Source organism: Burkholderia sp. MR1-5-21 (assembly GCF_053427715.1).
In genome coordinates this window covers 77,414-99,282 of the sequence record NZ_JBSAXD010000018.1, presented here as the reverse complement: position 1 = coordinate 99,282, position 21,869 = coordinate 77,414, and the positions used below count along the sequence as shown (strand labels likewise).

Here is a 21,869-nt window from a genome sequence, read left to right as displayed (position 1 = left end):
CTCGATGGCGGGGCTTTTTTTCGTCGACAGCGCGGGGATCAGTTCCCGCTGTCTTGCGTGGTGCTGGCCGTCGAACCGTACAGCTTCACCTTCGAGCGGTCGCGCAGCGCGGCGAGGTACGCCTCGCCTTCGCTTTGCGCGTCGACCTGCGCCATCTGCTGCTGCGCGGCCGCGAGCTGCTGCGGATCGACTGCCGAACCCGGCGTCACCGCGTTCACGCGATAGATCGCGTAGCCGTCCGCGCCAAGATCGACGCCGACATACGCCGGCAGCGTCTTCGCATCGACCTTGTAGACCGCGCTCAGCGCGTCGGGCGACAGGCCGTGCGCCTGCGTGCGCGAAACGGTTTCGGCCGGCGCGAAGCCTGCGGTCGCCTTCGACTTCTGCAGCTCCGCGAGCTTCGCCGCGCCATCCTTCTTCGCGAGCTCGGCCGCCTGTTCGGCGATCACCTTCTGGCGCACCGCGTCCTTGATCGCAGCGAGCGCGGGCACGGTAGCCGGCTTGTAGTCGGTCACGCGCGCCGAGATCAGCGTGTTGTTGCCGACGTCGATCGCCTGCGTGTTGTTCTGGCTCTTCACCGAATCGCTCGCGAACACCGCGGCCAGGAACTTCGGATTGTTGAGCGGGCTCGTCGGCGGCAGCGCGGCATTCGGCGTCGGCGTGACGGTGGCCGTCTGGAGCGTCAGCTTGTACTTGTCCGCGGCCGGCTGAAGGCTCTTCGCCTTTTCATAGACGGTCGACGTGAAGCCTTCCGCGTTGTCCGAGAATGCCTTCGATGCGTACTGCTGCTTCAGGTCCGCCGCAATCGCATCCTTCACGTCCGCGAACGGCTTGACCACCGACGGCTTCACTTCGGTCGCCTTCAGGATGTGGAAGCCGAGATCCGATTGCACGACGCCGCTCACTTCACCCTGCTTGAGCGCGAATGCCGCATCGTCGAACGCCTTGCCGCCCGCGGTGGAGCCCGGCGTGATGAAGCCGAGGTCGCCGCCCTTCGCCGCCGACGGCGCGTCCTGCGAGCTCTTCTGCGCGATCTGCGCGAACTGGTCCGGATGCGCCTTCACGTCGGCGAGCAGCTGATCGGCCTTCGCCTTCGCAGCCGCCTTGTCCGCGGCGCCCGCACTGCTCGCCGCCGCGATGAAGATGTGGCTCACGCGCACCTGCGCTTCGGTGCGGAAGTGCGTCGGGTTGTCGTCGTAGAACTTCTTGATGTCCGCATCGGTCGGCTGTGCGCTCGCGGCGGCCGCAGCCGGCGAATAGACGAGATACTGGATCGTCGCGGTCTCCGGCGTCGCGAAGCTCTGCTTGTGCGCGTCGTAGTACGCGGCGAGCTGCGCGTCGGTCGGCTGCACCTTCGACGCGTAGTCGGTCGTCTTCAGCACGAACGCCTGCACTTCACGCTGCTGCGCGGCGAGTTCCGACAGGCGCTGCGCGAGGCTCTTCGGCGTGAACGCGCTCGACACGATGCTGGCCGGGATCTGCTGCAGCGCGAGGCTGTAGCGCACGCGCTCCTGATATTGCTCGGGGGTCATGCCCTGGAACGACAGCAGTTGCGCATAGCGCTCGACGTCGATCGAGCCGTCCGGCTTCTTCAGCGACGCGATCATCGGGTCGCCCAGCAGCGCCTCGCGCACCGCGTTGTCGGATGCGGTCAGGTGCAGGCGCTGCGTCTCGTCGGCGAGCACGCGCTGCTGGATCAGGCCGTCGAGCACTTCCTTGCGGTGCTCGGGCGTATCGAACGTCTTCACGTCGAACTGCCCGCCGAGCATCTGGCGCGCGCGGTCGATCTGCTGGCGGAACGCGCCGTCGAATTCGACCCGCGTGATCTTGTGCCCGTTGACCGCCGCGACGTTCGCGCTTTCATCGAAGAAGCCGCGGAAACCTTGAATCCCGACGAAACCCAGCCCCGGCAACACGATCAGGAGCAGGAGCGCCATCATCAGGCGCTGGTGATTACGGAAGAAATCGAGCATGCGTGACGGGGTAAATTGGACAAAACGCCCGATATTACAACAGTGGGCAGGAAAAAAGGCGAACCGGGGCTCGGCGGCGGGTGGCGGTGAGGTCGAACGCATCGCAAAGGCACGATGTCCGGCAGCGCACGCGACCAGATCGACAAACAAAAATGCCCGCACGAGGCGGGCATTTATTGTCTTGGCGGAGCGGACGGGACTCGCCTACATCCTGCAGGCCGCGGATGCGCCTGCAGGCGCATCCCTTCGAGTCCCGCCGGAAGCCGCGCAGGCGGCTTCCTCCACTCCGCAGCCACGTGCCCGCCCGCGGGCACAAAAAATGGCTACAAACAAAAATGCCCGCACGAGGCGGGCATTTATTGTCTTGGCGGAGCGGACGGGACTCGAACCCGCGACCCCCGGCGTGACAGGCCGGTATTCTAACCGACTGAACTACCGCTCCTTGGTCTTGCTGAATCGCGAAACTGGTGGGTGCTGAGGGGTTCGAACCCCCGACCTACGCCTTGTAAGGGCGCCGCTCTACCAGCTGAGCTAAGCACCCGTTCCGGATTCATTCCGGCTGCGATCTGCATTTCTGCGTCAACAACCAGCGAGCCCGCTAGTTTAATTCATCCTTCAAGACTTTGCCAGCCCTGAATCGCGGAATTTTTGCAGCGCCGATCTCGATCGGTTCGCCGGTCCGCGGATCGCGTCCCTGCCGTGCGCTGCGGTCCGTCACCACGAACGTACCGAAGCCCGCGATCGTCACGCTGCCGTCCGCCTTCAGCGCGCCGGTCACCGCGTCGATGAACGCGTCGAGCGCCCGCCCGGCCGACAGTTTCGACAAGTCCGCCTGTCGCGCGATGTGCTCGATCAATTCCGCCTTGTTCATGCATCTGCCCCCGATTGCGGCGCGCCCGCCCCGTGCCCGGAACCGCACGCCAAGTGCGCAAAAAAAACCCGCGGACATGCCGCGGGTTTCGTGAACAACCGTCACATCAGACTCAGTGCTTGACGACTTCCGTCGAGCCGGCTTCCTTCGCCGTTTCCGCGACAGGGGCCGCAGCCTTCGCCTCTTCTTCCGGCGGCAGCGGCGTCGGCACCCGCTCGAGCGCGAGTTCGAGCACCTTGTCGATCCAGCGGACCGGCACGATCTCGATCGCGTTCTTCACGTTGTCCGGAATCTCCGCGAGATCCTTCACGTTCTCTTCCGGAATCAGCACGAGCTTGATACCGCCGCGATGCGCGGCGAGCAGCTTTTCCTTCAGGCCGCCGATCGGCAGGACCTCGCCACGCAGCGTGATTTCGCCCGTCATCGCGACGTCGGCGCGCACGGGGATGCCCGTCAGCACCGACACCAACGCGGTCGTCATCGCGCCGCCGGCGGACGGACCGTCCTTCGGCGTCGCGCCTTCCGGCACGTGAATGTGGATGTCCTGCTTGTCGAACGCTTCGTCCTTGATGCCCAGACGCCGCGAACGCGAACGCACGACCGAGCGCGCCGCCTCGACGGATTCCTTCATCACGTCGCCGAGCGAACCCGTGCGGATCACGTTGCCCTTGCCCGGCATCACCGCGGCTTCGATCGTCAGCAGATCGCCGCCGACTTCCGTCCACGCGAGGCCCGTCACCTGACCGACCTGGTTCTCCTTCGCCGCGAGGCCGAAGTCGTACTTGCGCACGCCGAGGAACGTGTCGAGGTTCTCGCCGTCCACCTTGATCGCGCCCGATGCCTTCTTCAGCAGCAGCATCTTCACGACCTTGCGGCAGATCTTCGACACTTCGCGCTCGAGCGAACGCACACCGGCTTCGCGCGTGTAGTAGCGGATGATGTCGCGGATCGCCTGCTCGGTGACCTCGATCTCGCCTTCCTTCAGGCCATTGTTCTTCTTCTGCTTCGGCAGCAGGTAACGCTGCGCAATGCTGACCTTCTCGTCTTCCGTGTAGCCCGACAGACGGATCACTTCCATCCGGTCGAGCAGCGGCGGCGGGATGTTCAGCGAGTTCGACGTCGCGACGAACATCACGTCCGACAGATCGAAGTCGACCTCGATATAGTGATCGGCAAACGTGTGGTTCTGCTCCGGATCGAGCACTTCGAGCAGCGCCGACGACGGATCGCCGCGGAAATCCATGCCCATCTTGTCGACTTCGTCGAGCAGGAACAGCGGATTGCGCACGCCGACCTTCGTGAGGCTCTGCAGGATCTTGCCGGGCATCGACCCGATGTAGGTCCGGCGGTGGCCGCGGATCTCGGCCTCATCGCGCACGCCGCCGAGCGCCATGCGGACGAACTTGCGGTTCGTCGCACGTGCGATCGACTGCCCGAGCGACGTCTTGCCGACGCCCGGAGGCCCGACGAGGCACAGGATCGGTGCCTTCACCTTGTCGACGCGCTGTTGCACCGCGAGGTACTCAAGGATGCGTTCCTTGACCTTCTCGAGGCCGAAGTGATCCTCGTCGAGCACCTGCTCGGCGTTCGACAGGTCGTTGTTGACCTTGCTCTTCTTGCGCCACGGCAGGCCGATCAGCGTGTCGATGTAGTTGCGCACGACCGTCGCTTCCGCCGACATCGGCGACATCAGCTTCAGCTTCTTCAGCTCGGCGTCGGCCTTCTTCTTCGCTTCCTTCGGCATGCGCGCGGCGTTGATGCGCTTCTCGAGCTCTTCGAGATCAGCGCCCTCTTCGCCTTCGCCCAGTTCCTTCTGGATCGCCTTGACCTGTTCGTTCAGGTAGTACTCGCGCTGGCTCTTCTCCATCTGGCGCTTCACACGCCCGCGGATGCGCTTTTCGACCTGCAGGATGTCGATCTCGGCTTCGAGTTGCGCAAGCAGGTGCTCGAGCCGCTCGACGACCGGGAACATCTCGAGGATGTGTTGCTTCTGGTCGAGCTTCAGCGGCAGGTGCGCGGCGATCGTATCCGCGAGACGGCCCGCCTCATCGATGCCCGACAGCGACGTGAGGATCTCCGGCGGGATCTTCTTGTTCAGCTTTACGTACTGGTCGAACTGCGACACGATCGCGCGGCGCAGCGCTTCCGTTTCCGCGCTGTCCGCGTGGTCCGGCTCGAGCGGCATCGCTTCGCAGGAGAACTGCGTCTCCTGTTCCTCGATCGACAATGCCTTCGCGCGCTGCAGGCCTTCGACCAGCACCTTCACGGTGCCGTCCGGCAGCTTCAGCATCTGCAGGATGTTCGCGACGCAACCGACCTCGTACATGTCCTTTTCGGTCGGCTCGTCCTTGGCCGCGGTTTTCTGTGCGACCAGCATGATGTGCTTGCCGCCTTCCATCGCTGCTTCGAGGGCCTTGATCGATTTCGGCCGGCCCACGAAGAGCGGAATCACCATGTGCGGGAAAACGACGACATCCCGCAGCGGCAGCAGCGGGAGCGTGATGCGTTCCGGCGGGAGAAGTTGGGTGCCTGACATTTCATTTCCCCATGAGTGGAATCAATTGTTCGGTAATTGAGGCCGGCACTTCGGATTGCAAGGCCTTCAAGCGTGGGAAATATTCGGTAAGAAAGTAACCACCGCGTGTCGAGTCAGAGTTACCCACAAGATAAACGAAAAAAAGCCGCTCACGGTTTCATGAACGGCTTTTTTCGTCAGTACATTGTCGTCAAGCCGGTCAGTTCGAACCCGCCACCTTCGGCGTGTCCTCATAGATCAGCAACGGTTTGCCGTCGCCGTCGATGACGTTCTCGTCGATGATGACCTTGCTGACCCCTTTCATCGTCGGCAGCTCGTACATCACGTCGAGCAGCGCCTGTTCGATGATCGAACGCAGGCCACGCGCGCCGGTCTTGCGGCGGATCGCCTTGCGAGCCACCGCCTGCAGCGCGGCCGGGCGGATTTCCAGCTCGACGCGCTCCATCGCGAACAGCTTGTGATACTGCTTGACGAGCGCGTTCTTCGGCTCGACCAGGATCTTCATCAGCGCGGCCTCGTCCAGCTTGCCGAGCGTCGCGACGACCGGCAGACGGCCGATCAATTCGGGGATCAAACCGAACTTGATCAGGTCCTCCGGCTCGACCTCGCGCAGCACCTCGCCGGCATCGCGCTCCTGCTTGCTCTTGACCGTCGCGCCGAAGCCGATGCCCGTCTTCTCGGTGCGGTCGGTGATCACCTTCTCGAGGCCGTCGAACGCGCCGCCGCAGATGAACAGGATGTTGGTCGTGTCGACCTGGATGAAATCCTGGTTCGGGTGCTTGCGGCCGCCCTGCGGCGGCACCGACGCCATCGTGCCCTCGACGAGCTTCAGCAGCGCCTGCTGGACGCCCTCGCCCGACACGTCGCGCGTGATCGACGGGTTGTCCGACTTGCGGCTGATCTTGTCGATTTCGTCGATGTAGACAATCCCGCGCTGGGCCTTCTCGACCTCGTAGTTGCAGTTCTGCAACAGCTTCTGGATGATGTTCTCGACGTCCTCGCCGACGTAGCCGGCTTCGGTCAGCGTCGTCGCGTCGGCGATCACGAACGGCACGTTCAGCAGACGCGCGAGCGTCTGCGCGAGCAGCGTCTTGCCGGAGCCCGTCGGGCCGATCAGCAGGATGTTGCTCTTCGACAGCTCGACGTCGTCCTTCTTGTCGAGATGCTTGAGACGCTTGTAGTGGTTGTAGACCGCGACCGCGAGGATCTTCTTCGCGCGCTCCTGGCCGATCACGTACTGATCGAGGATGTCGCGAATTTCCTGCGGGCTCGGCAGATCCGACCGGGACAGGCTGGCCTCGACGCCCGCGGCTGCCGCCTCGTCGCGAATGATCTCGTTGCACAGGTCGATACATTCATCGCAGATGAAGACCGACGGGCCCGCAATGAGCTTTTTCACCTCATGCTGGCTCTTGCCGCAGAACGAGCAATACAACAGCTTCTCGCTGTTCGAACCTTTTTTGTCCGCCATGAATGTATGAGCCTCCGGACAGGTAAATGACATGATACGCCGAATGCTCCGCGCGCCACGACCTAGGGCGCGACCGGAGTCGGCTGGATGCGCTTGCCGCAGATGCTCAGGGCGTATCGGGTGAGCCGACCCAAATGGGGCGGCACCCCACTAAGTTCACGGACGCTTCAACAGCACCTGATCGATCAGCCCGTACGCCTTCGCGTCCTCGCTCGACATGAAGTTATCACGGTCGGTGTCGCGCGCGATGCGCTCGACGTCCTGGCCCGTGTGCTGCGCGAGCAGCTGGTTGAGTCGTTCCTTCAGGTAGAGGATTTCGCGCGCCTGGATCTCGATGTCCGATGCCTGGCCGCGTGCGCCGCCGAGCGGCTGGTGAATCATCACGCGCGAGTTCGGCAACGCGAAACGCTTGCCCTTCGCACCCGACGCGAGCAGGAACGCGCCCATGCTCGCCGCGAGCCCCATGCACAGCGTCGACACGTCCGGCTTGATGAACTGCATCGTGTCGTAGATCGCCATGCCGGCCGACACCGAACCGCCGGGGCTGTTGATGTACAGGCTGATGTCCTTGTCCGGGTTCTCGCTTTCGAGGAACAGCAGCTGCGCGACCACGAGGTTCGCCGTCTGGTCGTTCACTTCGCCGACCATGAACACGAGGCGCTCCTTCAGGAGGCGCGAATAGATGTCGTACGAACGCTCGCCGCGGCCGCTCGTTTCGACGACGATCGGAACCAGCCCCAGCGCTTGCGTTTCGAAATCCCGCGGCGCGTTCGAAGCCAGCATGTCAAGCAATTCAGCGCGAGTGATCATTCAATGAACCTTGTTCGAATTGAAAATTGAACGGCGGGAAGCCGCCCGCTCAATCGCCATATTAATGGCAACCGTGCGCCTGACGTAAAAACGGCGTGCGGGCCGTCGCTCCGACAGCCGGCACGCCGCAAGAGCGACACTTACGCTTGCGCCGATGCGCTCGCGAGTGTCTCGAAGCTCACTTCCTTGTCCGTCACCTTCGCCTTGCCCAGCACGAAATCGACGACGTTGCTCTCAACGACGAACGCTTCCATCTCGGCGAGGCGCTGCTGGTTCGAATAATACCAGCGGACCACTTCCTTCGGGTCTTCGTAGCTCTTCGCGAACTCGTCGACTTCCGCGCGGATCTGCTCCGGCTTCGCTTCCAGGCCGTTCGACTTCACCAGCTCGGCGAGCACGAGGCCCAGCTTCACGCGGCGCTCAGCCTGCTCGGTGAACATTTCGGCCGGGATCGGTGCGTCCTTCGCGTTCGGCACGCCGCGCTGCGCGAGGTCCTGGCGCGCCATTTCGACGAGGCGCTGCTGGTCCTGCTCGATCAGCGCCTTCGGCACGTCGAGTTCGGAGATCTTCAAGAGCGCGTCCATCACCTGGTTCTTGACGATCGACTGCGTGCGACGCTTCGCTTCACGCTCGAGGTTTTCCTTGATCTCGTTGCGCATCTTGGCGAGGTCGCCGTCTTCGATGCCGAGCGACTTCGCGAAGTCGGCGTCGATTGCCGGCAGGTGCGGCCATTCGACCTTCTTCATCGTGACCGTGAACTTCGCCGTCTTGCCTGCGACGTCCTTGCCGTGATAGTCGTCCGGGAACTTCAAGTCGAATTCGCGCGCTTCGCCGGCCTTCAGGCCCAGCGCAGCCGTTTCGAATTCCGGCAGCATGCGGCCTTCGCCGAGCACGAACGGGAAGTCTTCTGCGGTGCCGCCCTGGAACGCGACGTCGTCGATCTTGCCGACGAAGTCGACCGTCACGCGGTCGCCGTTCTGTGCGGCGGCGTCCGCACCGCCGTCACCGTGCTCGCCGCCTTCGCCGCGAGCGTGGAAGTGCACGCGCTGCTTGCGCAGGATGTCGAGCGTGCGGTCGATTTCGGCGTCGCCGATCGTCGTCGTCGAGCGCTCGACTTCAGCCGTCTCCAGATCGCCGATCTTCACTTCCGGGTAGACCTCGAACGTCGCGTCGAACGCGTATGCGTCTTCCGCCTGTTCCTGCTTCGGCGCGAAGCTCGGCTGGCCAGCGACGCGCAGGTTTTCCGCGCGGCTGATCGTGAAGAATTCCTGGCCGATCTTGTCGCTCAGCACTTCCGCCTCGACCTGACCCGCATATTGCTGCGCGACCATCTTGAGCGGCACCTTGCCCGGGCGGAAACCCGGCATGCGCACGTTCTTCGCGAGTTTCTGGATGCGAGCGTCGATTTCCTTCTGCACCGTATCTTTCGGCAGGGAAATCGTCACGCGGCGTTCAAGCTTGCCGAGGTTTTCAACAACGTTAGCCATGGCTTCAATCGTCCTAAAATTATTCGAGCGAATCGGGTTTTCCTTGCCGTGCCTGCCTTGCGGCGTCATACGCCGCGCCGGAGCGCCACGCCATCCCTGCGAGCGCCGGATCGGCTAGCGCAAGCGGCTCGGAGCACGGCTTTGGCCGGAAGAATCGACTATTCTAGCAAACAATTTTCCCTGCACCGTCAGATCGGCACGATGTGCATGCGCAGCCGTTGCGCGACGGCCGCCGATGCACGCGGATCGCCGTTATGCCGCGCGGCGTATCCACGCGCGGCTGCCATCCTGTAAGCTCCATTTGAGAATGCGCCGCGGCCGCGCGGCACGCGTTCGCCCGGCCCATTCGTCCGACCAATCACGCCAACCGGAGACACCATGCCGCATCACCCGTCCGCGCCTGTCGTCGTCATCGCGCCCGATTCGTTCAAAGGCTCGCTTTCCGCCGAGCAGGTCGCGGACGCGATCGCCACCGGCATCCGCCGCGTGCGTCCCGACGCCGTCGTGCGCTGCTGCCCGATGGCCGATGGCGGCGAAGGCACGCTCGACGCGATGCTCGCAAGCAGCGGCACGCGACGCACGGTTGCGGTGGCCGGCGCGTCGCTTGCGGTGCGCGACGCCGCGGTCGGCGTGATCGATGCGCGCACGGCGATCGTCGAGACGGCCGAGATCGTCGGCATCACCGACCCGGCCGGGATGAGCGTGCCGGTCGACGCGCGCAGCACGCGCGGGATGGGCGAAGCGATCCGCCAGCTGCTCGACGACGGCGTGCGCCGGTTCTTCGTCGCGCTCGGCGGCAGCAGCACCAACGACGCCGGCGCGGGCCTCCTCGCCGGCCTCGGGCTGCGCTGTTTCGACGCGGCCGGCCAGCCGGTCGAGCCGGTGCCGGCGCGGCTCGCCGAGATCGCGCGGATCGACGCATCCGGACTCGACCCGCGCGTCGCGGACGCCGAATTCGTCGGCATGTCCGACGTCGACAACCCGCTGACGGGCGCGCACGGCGCGACCGCCGTGTTCGGCCCGCAAAAGGGCGTGACGCCGGAGCAGATTGCGCCCCTCGACGCCGCGCTCGGCCATTTCGCCGACCTGCTCGAGGCCGCGCTCGACCGTCGCGCGCGCGACCTGCCGGGCGCCGGCGCGGCGGGCGGCCTCGGCTTCGCGCTGCACATGCTCGGCGCGCAGTTCGAGGCCGGCGCCGAAGTCGTCGCGCGCCAGATCGGGCTCGACGCCGCGCTCGCCGGCGCGGACTGGCTGATCACCGGCGAAGGCCGCTCGGACGTGCAGACGCTGCACGGCAAGGCGCCGTTCATCGCATGCCGTCACGCACAGGCCGCGGGCGTGCCTGCGTCGCTGCTGTCGGGTGCGGTCGATCCGGCCGCCCTGCCGCGCCTGTCCGAACATTTTTCCGGATGCTTCTCGCCCGCGCCGGGCCCGATCACGCTCGACGTGGCGATCCGCGACGCCGCCAGCCTGCTCGCAAACGAGGCCGAGCAGCTGACGCGACTGAAATACGGCGCGCGCTGACCGTTGACCCGAGCGCGCGATACAGGAACAATCGGGCCCGCCCTTTATCTTCAGGATTCGACATGAAAGGCCGTCAAGCCGGGCTCGATCAGTTTCTGACCTATCGCCTCCACGTGCTCACGAAGCGCTCCGACCGAGGCATCGGCGACGTGTACCGGCACAAGCTCGGCATCTCGCTGCCCGAGGCGCGCGTGATCGCGGCCGTCGGTGCGTTCGGCCCGTTCTCGATCATGGATCTCGCGCGCCACACCAACCTCGACAAGAGCCAGGCGAGCCGCGCGGCCGAAGCGCTGCTGCGCCAGGGCCTGCTCGCGCGCAGCGCGAGCGACGAAGACGGACGGATCGTCCTGATCGCGCTGACGCCGGACGGCCGCGCGCTGCATCGCAAGATCATGCCGATCGTGCGCAAGTGGAACGACGGACTGCTCGCGTGCCTGTCGGACAGCGAGCGCAATACGTTCGAACGGCTGCTGGAGAAAGTCGTCGCGCACGCGCTCGAGCGCGACGACTGAACGCAGCGGGCCGGCTCCGGATGCGACCGGCACGCCGGCGGGCACGTTCGAAGGCACAGCCGCGCCGGCGCGACATGCGCGGAACCACGCGCCCTTCCTAAAGCCCGCTGTTCGCGGCGCGCTGGCGCAGCAGCCCGAGCACCGCGTCGCAATACGGGGTCAGCACGTCCAGCTTGCGCCCCAGTTCCGGAAACACGCCGAGGATCGGCCCGATCTCGAGCGGACGCCCCGCGTCGAAATCCTGCAGCATCGACGTCCTGAACGCGCCGAGCCTGCGCGTCACCGCCATGCGCTCCGGCCCGCTCATCCCCGTGTGCAGACCGAGCTTCGCGCCGATCGCGGCCGCCTCCTCCATCATCCGCAGCGCGAGCGCATGCGTGAACGGGTCGTCGAGCAGTTGCTCGGACGTCGAACCGGTCAGCGCGCTCAGCGGATTCATGTTCATGTTGCCCCACAGCTTCGCCCAGATCTCGGTGCGGATCGCGGGCGTCGTCTCGACGTCGAAGCCGCCCGCGGCAAGCGCCGCCGCAAAGCGGGCCGTGGCCTCGCCGAGCGCGGGGCCAGGCGCGCCGACGATCAGGCGGTTGCCGCGCCCGCGGCGCACGACACCAGGCGCGTCGGTGCTCGACGACAGGTGCACGACGCAGCCGATCGCCTGCGCCGGCGGCAGCACCGCCGAGACCGCGCCGCCCGGATCGACCGCCTCCAGCGGCACGCCGTCGAGCGGCCCCGCGAGCCCGTGCGTGAACCACCACGGCAGCCCGTTCATCGCCGCGACGATCACCGTGCGCGGCCCGACGAGCGGCGCGATGCGCGCGGCCAGGTCCGGCAGCGCCTGCGCTTTCAGCGCGATCACCACGTAGTCCTGCACGCCGAGCGAGGCTGCGTCGTCGCTCGCGTCGACCGCGACCGACGACAGCGCGCCGGTTTCGTCCAGCACGCGCACGCCGTGCGTCTTCAACGCGTCGAGCGTCGCGCCGCGCGCGTACGCGCTGACGCGCATCCCGGCCCGCGCAAGCGCGGCCGCGAGCAGTCCGCCGATCGCGCCGACGCCGACGATCGCCGCACGCACCGACCCTGAATTCGTGTCGTTCATGATGGGGTTCCGTCTCCTGGGAGTTGACGAGCATAGCGCCCAATGGTTGCGCGCACAACCATATTCACGGCCACCGCAGTTCAGCCCGGCTCGCGCCCCGCGTCCGCAAGCGCATCGAGCGCCGGATCGTCTGCGGCACCGAGCACGCCCGCGATCTGGCTCTTGTCGTGCATGCCGAGCTTGCGGTACGCGCAGGGCCACTGCACGGGCCGCCTCGTGATTCGTGCACGAAGGCGGCTATTCGGAAGCGTACGCGCCGTTCTGCGGACTCGCGATCGTCGAGGAACTCGCCGACATCCGCACCGGCGTCACCGATCCGATGCTCGATCTGGCAATCGCGCAACAGCCCGGAGAGCGCCTTTGCGCACTCCAGCGCGACCTGCTCGACGAACTCACGGCGTCGTTCGGACTGTAACGCCCGCCGCGCCCGGCGGCGCATGGCGGCACGTGGCGGCACGTCGTGCGCCGGCCCTTGCGCGTTCGGCGCGAATGCGGTCTCCTGTGCTTTTGAACAGACGGGGCCTGAAGCCGCACTCATCCGATGAAATCTTCTCCGCGCGAAAAAGTGCGCCGCCGGCCGTCCAACCTGGTGCTGAATATCGCCGCGATCGTCGTCGGCCTCATCACGTTCGCGATCGGCGCCGGCTGGCTGATCTACAGCTGGATCGTCGATCGCGAGGCGCAGTATTTCGCGATTCCGCTGGTGTTTTCAGTGCCGGTGATCGTCGCGGTCGCGATCCGGAGTTTCTGGGATTAGGAAGGTGCGGGAAACAGAAAAAGAAAAGCGCTGCGGGTCAGCAAACCGGCAGCGCTTCTTCGGGGACGAGCCCGACGGAGCCTTGTCCAACTGGTGCGTGAGGCCGGACTCGAACCGGCACACCCTTGCGGGCGTCAGGACCTAAACCTGGTGCGTCTACCAATTTCGCCACTCACGCGCATGCTTTTTCGCCTGACCGCACGGCGCGCATCGCTTGCTTGCGCCGCGCGTCCGGGACACATCGCGCCGGCCCGAAAACCGGCACGCCCGATCAGGCGAGCGCGAGATTCTACCCGATCTGCAAAGCGTTGTCTCCATCGGCCGACGGCGTTCACGCGCCGATGCTAGAATTCCGCGCTTGATTCCACGCTTGATGCTTCCGGCGGTGCGCAGCCGCGCGTCCCCCGATACCGCCCCCGACCCGATTCCGCACGTGAATTTCGACGACTACTGTCAGCAGAAAGCCGCCCCCGCCGGCTCCAGCATCTACTATGCGTTGCGGCAGGCGCCGTTCGCCGTCCAGCCGCGACTCACGGCCCTCTTCGCGCTGCGCCGCGAACTCGAGGAAACCGTCAAGGAAACCAGCGACCCGACCGTCGGCCACACCAAGCTTGCGTGGTGGCACAAGGAGCTCGCGGCGCTCGCGGCCGGCGAGCCGTCGCATCCGGTGACGAAAGCGCTCGCGCAGCATCATCCGTCGATCGCGGGCGAACACGACGTGCTGCGCGCGCTCGTCGGCGGCTACGGAATGGACCTCGAACAGGCGCGCTACCTCGATTTCGCGAACCTGCAGCGCTATATCGCGCAGGTCGGCGGCAGCTTCGCGTCGCTCGTCGCGCGCGCGAGCGCCGCACGCCCGTCCGAGCCGCAGCCGTGGGCCGAACGGGTCGGCCATGCGCTGATGCTCGCACAATTCGTGCAGGAACTCGGCAACGACGCGCGCCACGGCCGCATCTATCTGCCGATCGACGAGCTGCAGCGCTACAACGTGACCGCCGCGGACCTGCTGAACCGGCGCTACAGCCCCGCGTTCACCGAGCTGCTGCAGTTCCAGACCGCGCGCGCCCGCGACGCGCTCGCGGCCGCCGAGGCCGCGATCCCCGCCGCCGAGCGACGCACGCAGCGTACGCTGCGCGCGCAGCTCGCGCTTGCGCGTGCGCTGCTGGACGAAATCGAGCGCGACGGCTACCAGGTCCTGCACCAGCGCATCGCGCTGACGCCGATCCGCAAGCTGTGGATCGCCTGGCGCGCCGCGCGCCGGCGCTGACGCACGATCAGGCCTTCAGCAGCGGCAGCGGCTCGAAGCGCTGCTGCAGCACGCGCGTCGCGTCGAGCCCCCACCACGGACCGAGCACGGTCGCATAAAGCTGGCGGAAATCGACCGCCACCGGCAGGTTGCCGTTGCCGTCGAGCTGCCCGAGCGCGGGCGGCGCACCGTACAGCCCGCCGGCGACGCGCCCGCCCATCACGAAGTGCGGCGCGGCCGTCCCGTGATCGGTACCGTTGCTCTGGTTCTCGCGCACGCGCCGCCCGAATTCCGCATACGTCATCACGAGCGTCTCGTTCCACCGCCCGAGCTCGATCAGCGCACCGCGCATCGCGCTCATCCCTTCGGCGAACTGCTTGAGCAGCGCCGCCTGCTGTCCCGGCTGGTTCTGGTGCGTGTCGAAGCCGTTGAGCGTGAGCCGCAGCACCGCCACGCCATCCTGCGCGCCCGGCCCGGACGCCTCGCATGCCGCGAGCACCTGCATCGCGGTCTTCACCGCGGTGCCGAATGCACCGGCCGGAAACGCCGTCCTGAATTCCCGCATGCCGCCGCGCGGACGCAGCCGGTCCGCCGCTTTCACGATGTCGTTCTCGACGTGGATGATGTGTGCGAGCGCCGGGTTCTGCTCGCGCAGCGACACGGGCTCCGCGAGGCGCGCGGCACGGATGAACTGCGCCGGATTGACGAGCGCGATCGCGCGCGCGCCGTTCGCGAGCGGCCCCATCTCGGCGCTGCCGAGCACGACGCCGTCCGCCGCAAAGCCGGCCGGCACCGGCGCCTGCGCGAACGTGCGCGTGAGCCAGCCTTCGCGCAGGTACTCGTCCGAGCGCGACGCGGTGTCCCATATTTCGATCGAGCGGAAATGCGACAGGTTCGGCTGCGGATAGCCGACGCCCTGCACGATCGCGACCTGCCGGTCGCGCCACAGCGGCAGCAGCGGCGCGAGCGACGGATGCAGCCCCGTGCGCTCGTCGAGCTGCAGCACCTGGTCGCGCTTGATGCCGATGCTGCGCCGGAACGCGTAGTACTGCGGGTCCGCATACGGCACGACAGTATTGAGGCCGTCGTTACCGCCCTTCAGCTCGACGAGGATCAGCACGTTCGCATAGCCGGCTCCGGCCTTCTGCGCGGCGAGCGGGGCCGCGAGCGCGCCCGGCTGCCACAGCGACACGCCCGCCGTTGCGGCAGCGCCCGTCAGCGCGAGGAAATCACGTCGGTTCATCGCGCATCCTTTGCCGGCCGCGTCGCTTGCGTGCCGAGCCGGCGACTCGTTTTCGTGTTCATTTCAGTTGATACGCCGGATCCATCAGCAGCGCCTCGAGATACGCGCTGCCGGTCGAGCCGGTATCGATCGCCGCGACGGGCGGCACCGGCAGCACCGCATGCTGCAGCTGCAGCTCGGTCGACAGGCCCGCGATCGCCTGCGGCCGCGCGCGGTATTGCGCGAGCCAGCGCTCGAGATCGAAGCGCAAGCCGCCGCGCCCGGGCTTCGCCGGCATCGCGCGAGGGCCGCCATGGTCGGCCGCCGCCATCATGCCGGGACTTCCGCCGGCCGTCGCCGGACGCATGGCGGTCGTCGCCGGACGCACGCCGGCCGTCTCGGTCGCGCGGAACAGCTGCTCGACGAACTGCTTGCGCGCGAGCAGCGTCGAGCTGTTGATCCACGTCGGCCCGCCAGGCCAGCCCTTCACGTTCGGCGGATAGAACAGGTTCTGCCCGAGCGTGCGCACGGTGTTCGCGAGCATCTGCGGATCGCCGTAGCCGACGTCGAACAGGCGCACCGATCCGACGACGAATTCGGCCGGCGACTTGACGAGCACGCCGCGATTGCGCGGATCCCAGAACGCGTCGGTCGACCACAACGCGTCGAGCGCCGCGCCGATCTCGTAGCCGCTCGCGCGAAAGCGGCCGGTGACGGTCTCGAGCGCGCGGGGCTCCGGCGTGTCCGACACGAACTCGCGCCACAGCTTCGCCGCGATGAAGCGCGCGGTCTCCGGGCGCGCCAGCAGGACGTCGAGGAATCCGTCGCCGTCGAACGGGCCCGTCTCGCCGAGGATCGTCTTGTCGCCGGCATCGTGCCACTCCGGACGCACGACGAAGCGCAGCGTATCGGGATCGGTCGTCCAGCCGGTCATCGCGCGCGCGGCTTCCGTCACGTCGCGCTGCGTGTAATGCCCTTCGCCGAGCGTGAACAGCTCCATCACCTCGCGCGCGAAATTCTCGTTCGGGCGGCCCTTGCGATTGCTCGCGCCGTCGAGGTACTGCAGCATCGCCGGATCCCGCGCGACCGCATGCAGCAACGTGCCGAAATTGCCGAGCGCCTCGCGTCGCAGCAGCGCGTTCTGCGCGGCCATCGTCTGCGGATACGGCACCTTGTCCTGGCCCGACGTGAAGTGGCCGTGCCAGAACAGCGTCATGCGCTCGGTGAGCGGCGACGGCGTCACGACCATTTCGTTGACCCACGCCGCGCGTAATGCGTCGTAACGCTGGTTGCGCGCGCGCTGCTCGTCGCGCCGCTGGTCCGGCGTCAGCGCCTGGCGTTCCGCGCGCGTCGGCGGCAGTTCGGCCAGCCAGTCGGGCCACGTCGCGACGGGCTCGCGCCGCACGTTGCCGAGCGCGTCGGCCACCGCCTGCGCGCGCGTCATGCCGACGAGCCGCGCGACGTCGGCGGGTGCCGGCGAAAAGCCGGTCCGGCTCAGGAAGAACAGCGCATCGTCCGCGTCGAGCGGCATTTCCATCGCGGGCGATTGCGCCCGCGCAGCGGCATTCGCTTGACTCATTGTCGTCGGCTCCCGAAGCGCGCAATGCGCGCATGTGCCGATTCAACGGCATCCGGCAGGCGCAAGTTGACTGCAAAATTGCTACGGATTCTTTCGGTTTGACGTTTCGGCGCGACGCGCGGGATCAGCGCTTGTACAACTCGCGGACCGCGTCTTCGATGTGCTGGCGCAGCAAGTGGCGCTCTTCGGGCGTCATGTGCCCGTCGCGGCGGTGCTGCTCGAGATCGGGAGGCACGGCGGAACGGGCGACGGTGTCGGCGCCGCGGTCGGCCTGCGGCGCCTTGCCGCGCGGCGGCGGCTTGCGCGACGAGGCGCCCTGCTCGGGACGTTGTGCATATGCGAAGTTCGACGCATACGGACCGGCAAGCGCGATCGTCAGCATCAGTGCAATCCGGGCAGATCGCATGACCGTCCTCGCTTCTTTGGTCGATTTGTTCCCTTCGTCACGCGGCAACCGGCTACCTCTGGTACTTGAAAAACCCTGCGGAAATCGGGTGTGCAAACCATGAAAGATGAAGTGCAGGGAGTATCTACCGAATTTCGGCTTCGAGTAAAGGAATCTCTATAGCGTGCCTTTACTCCGCGCCACACCACGGGTAAATTTTGTAACTGACTGTAACGCGCCAAAATCCCCGGCCGTGCGCCCTTTCCCATTCGCGATAAGATGCCGTTCATGGAAACGAAAAACCCCTCCAAGATTCTCGTCGTCGACGACGACCCGCGCCTGCGCGATCTGCTGCGCCGCTACCTCGGCGAACAAGGCTTCAACGTGTACGTCGCGGAGAACGCGACCGCGATGAACAAGCTCTGGGTGCGCGAGCGTTTCGACCTGCTCGTGCTCGACCTGATGCTGCCGGGTGAAGACGGCCTGTCGATCTGCCGCCGCCTGCGCGGCAGCAACGACCGCACGCCGATCATCATGCTGACGGCCAAGGGCGAGGACGTCGACCGCATCGTCGGTCTCGAGATGGGTGCCGACGATTACCTGCCGAAGCCGTTCAATCCGCGCGAACTCGTCGCGCGCATTCACGCGGTGCTGCGCCGCCAGGCGCCGGCCGAACTGCCGGGCGCGCCGTCGGAAACGACCGAGGTGTTCGAATTCGGCGAATTCTCGCTGAATCTCGCGACCCGCACATTGACGAAATCCGGCCAGGAAATTCCGCTGACGACCGGCGAATTCTCGGTGCTGAAGGTGTTCGCACGCCATCCGCGCCAGCCGCTGTCGCGCGAAAAGCTGATGGAGCTCGCGCGCGGCCGTGAATACGAAGTGTTCGACCGCAGCCTCGACGTACAGATCTCGCGCCTGCGCAAGCTGATCGAACCGGATCCGGGCAGCCCGCGCTTCATCCAGACCGTCTGGGGCCTCGGCTACGTGTTCATCCCGGACGGCGCGGCCTGACCTTCCCACCTTCCGGTTTCGCCCGTCTTTTACGGCACGTCCCATGCGTATCGACCGGCGCCTCCTGCAGCTCGCCTTCGGCGGGCTGTTCTGGCGCACCTTCCTGCTGATCGCGCTGCTGATCTCGGTCAGTCTCGCCGCGTGGTTCCAGAGCTTTCGCGTGATCGAGCGCGAGCCGCGCGCGCAGCGCGTGGCGCTGCAGCTCGTCGCGATCGTGAAGCTCACGCGCACCGCACTGCTCTATTCCGATCCCGACCTGCGCCGCGCGCTGCTGCAGGATCTCGAGAGCAACGAAGGCGTGCGCGTGTATCCGCGCGAAAAGACCGACAAGTTCAAGCTGCAGCCCGACGAGTCGCTGAACCGCCTGATCGAGCACGACATCCGCAGCCGTCTCGGCGACGATACCGTGATCGCGCAGTCGGTCAACGACATCCCCGGCGTGTGGATCAGCTTCAAGATCGACGACGACGATTACTGGGTCGCGCTCGACCGCGACCAGCTCGACACCGTCACGGGCCTGCAGTGGGCCGGCTGGGGCCTGTTCGCGCTCGCGCTGTCGCTGTTCGGCTCCGCGTTCATCACGAGTCTGGTGAACCGGCCGTTCTCGCGCCTCGCGCTCGCCGCGCGCCAGGTCGGCTCGGGCCAGGCGCCCGAGCCGCTGCCGGAGCGCGGGATGGGCGTCGCGGCCGACACGAACCGCAGCTTCAACCAGATGGTGCGCGACCTCGAGCAGCTCGAGGCCGACCGCGCGCTGATGCTCGCGGGCATTTCGCACGACCTGCGCACGCCGCTCGCGCGGCTGCGCCTCGAAACCGAGATGAGCCCGTCCGACCAGGCGACCAAGGACGCGATGGTCGACGACATCGAGCAGATGGACCGCATCATCGCCGCGTTCATCGACTACGCGCGCCCGACGCAGCGCAAGCCCGAGCCGGTCGACCTGTCGACGATCGTGCAGGAAGTCGCCGCGCGCGTCTCCGGCGAGGACGGCGTGCAGATCGAAACCCGGCTCGCGCCCACCGCGGTCATCGAGGCCGACGAGACCGACATGCGGCGCGTGATCGGCAACCTCGTCGAGAACGCGCGCAAATACGGCCAGAGCCGTCAGGACGGCGTTGCGCGCATCACGCTCGAGACGCGCGTGTCGCACGCGCGCGTCGAGCTGTCGGTCAGCGACGAAGGCCCCGGCATCCCCGAGGATCAGCTCCCGCTCGTGATGCGGCCGTTCTACCGCGTCGATACCGCCCGCACCAAGGCGGACGGCACGGGCCTCGGGATGGCCATCGTGCAGCGCCTCGTCGGCCGCTATCGCGGCGCATTGCGCCTGCGCAACCGCAGCCCGGAACCCGGGCTCGAAGTCACGCTCGAATTCCCCGGCGGCAAGGCGCGTGCGGCCGCATGACGCGGGCGCGCACGCTCGCCGCGCGTCACACTATCGCGGCGGTTGAAGAAATCTATGGGGGGCGTTAGTTAAAATCTATTGAAGCACTTATTTGATAGTGCTATGATCCGACCCATGCTGTCACACCAACGTTGCAGCAGTTGCAGCACCGAAGTAGCTTGACTCGAGTCTTCTTCCCAACTCATACAGGAGCATCCGCATGAAAACTATCGGCGATAAACTCGAAGCCTTCACCGTTGGCGCCGCGAAGCCCGGCTTCAACCACCACGAAGAAAACGGCCAGTCGGCATTCGAGACGATCACCGAAGCGTCGTTCCCGGGCAAGTGGAAAGTCATCTACTTCTACCCGAAGGACTTCACGTTCGTGTGCCCGACGGAAATCGTCGAGTTCGCCAAGCTCGCGAAGCAGTTCGAAGAGCGCGATGCGATCCTGCTCGGCGGCAGCTCGGACAACGAATTCGTCAAGCTCGCATGGCGCCGTGAGCACAAGGACCTCGACAAGCTGAACCACTACGCGTTCGGCGACGTCAAGGGCGAGCTGATCGACCAGCTCGGCGTGCGCGACAAGGAAGCCGGCGTGGCCCTGCGCGCGACGTTCATCGTCGACCCGGACAACACGATCCAGCACGTTTCGGTCAACAACCTGAACGTCGGCCGTAGCCCGGACGAAATCCTGCGCATTCTGGACGGCCTGCAAACGGACGAACTGTGCCCGTGCAACCGTGCAGTCGGCGGCGCAACGCTGTAAGCGCATCGATGCACGAAGCCCGCGGCGCACATGCTGCCTGCGGGCTTTTTTAACGGCCAACCCATAGGAGATATCAATGGAATTCATCGACTCGATTAAGGCACGCATCCCCGACTACGCGAAGGACATCCGCCTGAACCTCGACGGCACGATCTCGCGCTCGTCGCTCGAAGGCACCGACGCGGTCGGCGTCGCGCTCGCGGCAGCGATCGCGGCAAAGAGCACGGTGCTTGTGAAGACGATTCGCGAAGCCGGCGTGCTGTCGCCCGAAGAGACGAACGCCGTGCTGACGGCGGCCGCGCTGATGGGGATGAACAACACGTGGTATCCGTATGTCGAGATGGCCGACGACGCCGACCTGAAGACCCAGCGCGCCGAGCTGCGGATGGGCGCGTATGCGACGCACGGCGGCGTCGACAAGCGCAAGTTCGAGATGTACGCACTCGCCGCGTCGATCGTCGGCAAGTGCCACTTCTGCGTGAAGTCGCACTACGCGCTGCTGAAGAACGAGCAAGGCATGACCGTCACGCAGTTGCGCGACGTCGGCCGCATCGCGTCGGTGATCAACGCCGCCGCGCAAGTGATCGCCGCCGAAGGCGAATGAGCGTCACGGTTGCGGCCCGCCCGGGCCGCGCCCCAAAAGACAATGCCACGCGTGCGCCGCGTGGCATTTTTCATTTCCGGAATCGTCGTCGGAAAGCCGCCGGGAAGCCGGCGGCCCCGCCCGTCACCCTGCCTGCTTGACCAGCAGCGCGGCGGCCTGCGCCTCGATGCCTTCGCCGCGGCCCAGATAGCCGAGCTTCTCGTTGGTCTTCGCCTTCACGTTCACGCGCTCGAGCGGCAGGCCGAGATCCTCGGCGATGTTCGCGCGCATCCCGTCGATGTGCGGCGCGAGCTTCGGCGCCTGCGCGATCACGGTGCTGTCGACGTTCTGGATCGTGAAGCCCGCGGCCTTCACGCGCGCGACGCACTCGCGCAGCAGCACGCGGCTGTCGGCGCCCTTGAACGCGGCATCCGTATCGGAGAAATGCCGGCCGATGTCGCCGAGCGCCGCCGCGCCGAACAGCGCGTCGGTGATCGCGTGCAGCAGCACGTCCGCGTCCGAGTGGCCGAGCAGGCCGCGCTCGTACGGAATCGTCACGCCGCCGATGATGAGGGGCCGCCCGGAGACGAGCTGGTGCACGTCGTAGCCTTGTCCGATTCTGAAATCCATGCGTGTTCCGATTGAGGTTGAGT

The 21,869-nt window shown here is 66.3% G+C and carries 20 protein-coding genes, 3 tRNA genes and 1 pseudogene; 9 read left to right on the top strand and 15 right to left on the bottom strand.

Annotated features, from left to right (window positions below):
• Positions 1-38 precede the first annotated feature (38 nt).
• The 8 genes from ACV229_RS23745 to tig form a co-directional block, all read right to left on the bottom strand.
• Positions 39-1,973, bottom strand: coding sequence for a SurA N-terminal domain-containing protein (locus ACV229_RS23745; protein WP_448085540.1), 1,935 nt, complete (start codon positions 1,971-1,973; stop codon positions 39-41).
• Positions 1,974-2,338: 365 nt separating this feature from the next.
• Positions 2,339-2,415 (bottom strand) — tRNA-Asp (locus ACV229_RS23740).
• 23 nt (positions 2,416-2,438) lie between these two features.
• A tRNA-Val gene (locus ACV229_RS23735) sits at positions 2,439-2,514 on the bottom strand.
• 57 nt (positions 2,515-2,571) lie between these two features.
• Complete coding sequence (locus ACV229_RS23730; RefSeq protein ID WP_448085613.1) at positions 2,572-2,844, bottom strand: HU family DNA-binding protein; 273 nt, start codon at positions 2,842-2,844, stop codon at positions 2,572-2,574.
• A 112-nt stretch (positions 2,845-2,956) separates the two neighbouring features.
• Positions 2,957-5,380 (bottom strand): endopeptidase La, encoded by a 2,424-nt coding sequence (lon, locus tag ACV229_RS23725; RefSeq protein ID WP_448085539.1) that lies wholly within the window; start codon positions 5,378-5,380, stop codon positions 2,957-2,959.
• A 199-nt stretch (positions 5,381-5,579) separates the two neighbouring features.
• Positions 5,580-6,851 carry an ATP-dependent Clp protease ATP-binding subunit ClpX gene (gene clpX, locus ACV229_RS23720; protein WP_010092138.1) on the bottom strand — a complete coding sequence of 424 codons (1,272 nt, stop codon included), beginning with the start codon at positions 6,849-6,851 and terminating at the stop codon, positions 5,580-5,582.
• A 156-nt stretch (positions 6,852-7,007) separates the two neighbouring features.
• Entirely contained in the window at positions 7,008-7,661 is a 654-nt protein-coding gene (gene clpP / locus ACV229_RS23715; RefSeq protein ID WP_448076101.1) for an ATP-dependent Clp endopeptidase proteolytic subunit ClpP, read from the bottom strand.
• A 140-nt stretch (positions 7,662-7,801) separates the two neighbouring features.
• Positions 7,802-9,148 (bottom strand): trigger factor, encoded by a 1,347-nt coding sequence (gene tig / locus ACV229_RS23710; RefSeq protein ID WP_448085538.1) that lies wholly within the window; start codon positions 9,146-9,148, stop codon positions 7,802-7,804.
• A gap of 378 nt (positions 9,149-9,526) precedes the next feature.
• Between tig and ACV229_RS23705 the strand changes: the two genes are divergently transcribed.
• Positions 9,527-10,672 (top strand): glycerate kinase, encoded by a 1,146-nt coding sequence (locus ACV229_RS23705; protein WP_448085537.1) that lies wholly within the window; start codon positions 9,527-9,529, stop codon positions 10,670-10,672.
• Positions 10,673-10,734: 62 nt separating this feature from the next.
• Positions 10,735-11,184 carry a MarR family winged helix-turn-helix transcriptional regulator gene (locus ACV229_RS23700; RefSeq protein WP_448085536.1) on the top strand — a complete coding sequence of 150 codons (450 nt, stop codon included), beginning with the start codon at positions 10,735-10,737 and terminating at the stop codon, positions 11,182-11,184.
• 97 nt (positions 11,185-11,281) lie between these two features.
• Here the strand turns inward: ACV229_RS23700 and ACV229_RS23695 are convergent, their stop codons facing one another.
• Entirely contained in the window at positions 11,282-12,280 is a 999-nt protein-coding gene (locus ACV229_RS23695) for a 2-dehydropantoate 2-reductase (protein WP_448085535.1), read from the bottom strand.
• Positions 12,281-12,360: 80 nt separating this feature from the next.
• Positions 12,361-12,486, bottom strand: coding sequence for a hypothetical protein (locus ACV229_RS23690; RefSeq protein WP_448085617.1), 126 nt, complete (start codon positions 12,484-12,486; stop codon positions 12,361-12,363).
• On the opposite strand from ACV229_RS23690, the pseudogene ACV229_RS23685 reads away from it, so the two are divergent.
• Both ACV229_RS23685 and ACV229_RS23680 read left to right on the top strand, forming a co-directional pair.
• Positions 12,470-12,695, top strand: a pseudogene (locus tag ACV229_RS23685) (class II histone deacetylase); the annotation flags it as partial. The gene ACV229_RS23690 and the pseudogene ACV229_RS23685 overlap by 17 nt on opposite strands.
• 126 nt (positions 12,696-12,821) lie before the next feature.
• On the top strand, positions 12,822-13,037 hold the full coding sequence (locus ACV229_RS23680) for a hypothetical protein (RefSeq protein ID WP_448085534.1): 216 nt from the start codon (positions 12,822-12,824) through the stop codon (positions 13,035-13,037).
• A 91-nt stretch (positions 13,038-13,128) separates the two neighbouring features.
• Here ACV229_RS23680 and ACV229_RS23675 read toward each other — a convergent pair.
• Positions 13,129-13,215 (bottom strand) — tRNA-Leu (locus ACV229_RS23675).
• 255 nt (positions 13,216-13,470) lie between these two features.
• On the opposite strand from ACV229_RS23675, the gene hpnD reads away from it, so the two are divergent.
• Positions 13,471-14,304: a presqualene diphosphate synthase HpnD gene (hpnD, locus tag ACV229_RS23670; RefSeq protein ID WP_448085612.1), complete on the top strand. Its 834-nt coding sequence runs from the start codon at positions 13,471-13,473 to the stop codon at positions 14,302-14,304.
• 7 nt (positions 14,305-14,311) lie between these two features.
• Here hpnD and ACV229_RS23665 read toward each other — a convergent pair whose 3' ends face one another.
• The 3 genes from ACV229_RS23665 to ACV229_RS23655 all read right to left on the bottom strand — a co-directional run bounded on the left by ACV229_RS23665 (position 14,312) and on the right by ACV229_RS23655 (position 17,490).
• On the bottom strand, positions 14,312-15,526 hold the full coding sequence (locus ACV229_RS23665; protein ID WP_448085533.1) for a DUF1501 domain-containing protein: 1,215 nt from the start codon (positions 15,524-15,526) through the stop codon (positions 14,312-14,314).
• A 58-nt stretch (positions 15,527-15,584) separates the two neighbouring features.
• On the bottom strand, positions 15,585-17,084 hold the full coding sequence (locus ACV229_RS23660) for a DUF1800 domain-containing protein (protein WP_448085532.1): 1,500 nt from the start codon (positions 17,082-17,084) through the stop codon (positions 15,585-15,587).
• A 124-nt stretch (positions 17,085-17,208) separates the two neighbouring features.
• Entirely contained in the window at positions 17,209-17,490 is a 282-nt protein-coding gene (locus tag ACV229_RS23655; protein ID WP_448085531.1) for a hypothetical protein, read from the bottom strand.
• A 258-nt stretch (positions 17,491-17,748) separates the two neighbouring features.
• Between ACV229_RS23655 and ompR the strand changes: the two genes are divergently transcribed.
• The 4 genes from ompR to ACV229_RS23635 all read left to right on the top strand — a co-directional run bounded on the left by ompR (position 17,749) and on the right by ACV229_RS23635 (position 21,237).
• The gene (ompR, locus tag ACV229_RS23650; protein WP_370542727.1) at positions 17,749-18,483 is read left to right on the top strand and encodes an osmolarity response regulator transcription factor OmpR; all 735 of its coding nucleotides are present in this window, start codon (positions 17,749-17,751) and stop codon (positions 18,481-18,483) included.
• Positions 18,484-18,526: 43 nt separating this feature from the next.
• Positions 18,527-19,885, top strand: coding sequence for an ATP-binding protein (locus ACV229_RS23645; protein ID WP_448085530.1), 1,359 nt, complete (start codon positions 18,527-18,529; stop codon positions 19,883-19,885).
• Between the two features lie 199 nt (positions 19,886-20,084).
• Positions 20,085-20,633 (top strand): peroxiredoxin, encoded by a 549-nt coding sequence (locus tag ACV229_RS23640; RefSeq protein ID WP_448085529.1) that lies wholly within the window; start codon positions 20,085-20,087, stop codon positions 20,631-20,633.
• Positions 20,634-20,709: 76 nt separating this feature from the next.
• Positions 20,710-21,237: a carboxymuconolactone decarboxylase family protein gene (locus tag ACV229_RS23635; protein WP_006478562.1), complete on the top strand. Its 528-nt coding sequence runs from the start codon at positions 20,710-20,712 to the stop codon at positions 21,235-21,237.
• A gap of 123 nt (positions 21,238-21,360) precedes the next feature.
• On the opposite strand, the gene ispF is transcribed toward ACV229_RS23635, so the two are convergent.
• The gene (ispF, locus tag ACV229_RS23630; protein ID WP_448085528.1) at positions 21,361-21,846 is read right to left on the bottom strand and encodes a 2-C-methyl-D-erythritol 2,4-cyclodiphosphate synthase; all 486 of its coding nucleotides are present in this window, start codon (positions 21,844-21,846) and stop codon (positions 21,361-21,363) included.
• Between the last annotated feature and the right edge of the window lie 23 nt (positions 21,847-21,869).

Excerpts from the sequence above, each read along its gene's own strand:
- ACV229_RS23745 (WP_448085540.1), bottom strand. The coding sequence starts at position 1,973 with ATGCTCGATTTCTTCCGTAATCACCAGCGCCTGATGATGGCGCTCCTG.
- ACV229_RS23730 (WP_448085613.1), bottom strand. The coding sequence starts at position 2,844 with ATGAACAAGGCGGAATTGATCGAGCACATCGCGCGACAGGCGGACTTG.
- lon (WP_448085539.1), bottom strand. The coding sequence starts at position 5,380 with ATGTCAGGCACCCAACTTCTCCCGCCGGAACGCATCACGCTCCCGCTG.
- clpX (WP_010092138.1), bottom strand. The coding sequence starts at position 6,851 with ATGGCGGACAAAAAAGGTTCGAACAGCGAGAAGCTGTTGTATTGCTCG.
- clpP (WP_448076101.1), bottom strand. The coding sequence starts at position 7,661 with ATGATCACTCGCGCTGAATTGCTTGACATGCTGGCTTCGAACGCGCCG.
- tig (WP_448085538.1), bottom strand. The coding sequence starts at position 9,148 with ATGGCTAACGTTGTTGAAAACCTCGGCAAGCTTGAACGCCGCGTGACG.
- ACV229_RS23705 (WP_448085537.1), top strand. The coding sequence starts at position 9,527 with ATGCCGCATCACCCGTCCGCGCCTGTCGTCGTCATCGCGCCCGATTCG.
- ACV229_RS23700 (WP_448085536.1), top strand. The coding sequence starts at position 10,735 with ATGAAAGGCCGTCAAGCCGGGCTCGATCAGTTTCTGACCTATCGCCTC.
- ACV229_RS23695 (WP_448085535.1), bottom strand. The coding sequence starts at position 12,280 with ATGAACGACACGAATTCAGGGTCGGTGCGTGCGGCGATCGTCGGCGTC.
- ACV229_RS23680 (WP_448085534.1), top strand. The coding sequence starts at position 12,822 with ATGAAATCTTCTCCGCGCGAAAAAGTGCGCCGCCGGCCGTCCAACCTG.
- ACV229_RS23665 (WP_448085533.1), bottom strand. The coding sequence starts at position 15,526 with ATGAACCGACGTGATTTCCTCGCGCTGACGGGCGCTGCCGCAACGGCG.
- ACV229_RS23660 (WP_448085532.1), bottom strand. The coding sequence starts at position 17,084 with ATGAGTCAAGCGAATGCCGCTGCGCGGGCGCAATCGCCCGCGATGGAA.
- ACV229_RS23655 (WP_448085531.1), bottom strand. The coding sequence starts at position 17,490 with ATGCGATCTGCCCGGATTGCACTGATGCTGACGATCGCGCTTGCCGGT.
- ompR (WP_370542727.1), top strand. The coding sequence starts at position 17,749 with ATGCCGTTCATGGAAACGAAAAACCCCTCCAAGATTCTCGTCGTCGAC.
- ACV229_RS23645 (WP_448085530.1), top strand. The coding sequence starts at position 18,527 with ATGCGTATCGACCGGCGCCTCCTGCAGCTCGCCTTCGGCGGGCTGTTC.
- ACV229_RS23640 (WP_448085529.1), top strand. The coding sequence starts at position 20,085 with ATGAAAACTATCGGCGATAAACTCGAAGCCTTCACCGTTGGCGCCGCG.
- ACV229_RS23635 (WP_006478562.1), top strand. The coding sequence starts at position 20,710 with ATGGAATTCATCGACTCGATTAAGGCACGCATCCCCGACTACGCGAAG.
- ispF (WP_448085528.1), bottom strand. The coding sequence starts at position 21,846 with ATGGATTTCAGAATCGGACAAGGCTACGACGTGCACCAGCTCGTCTCC.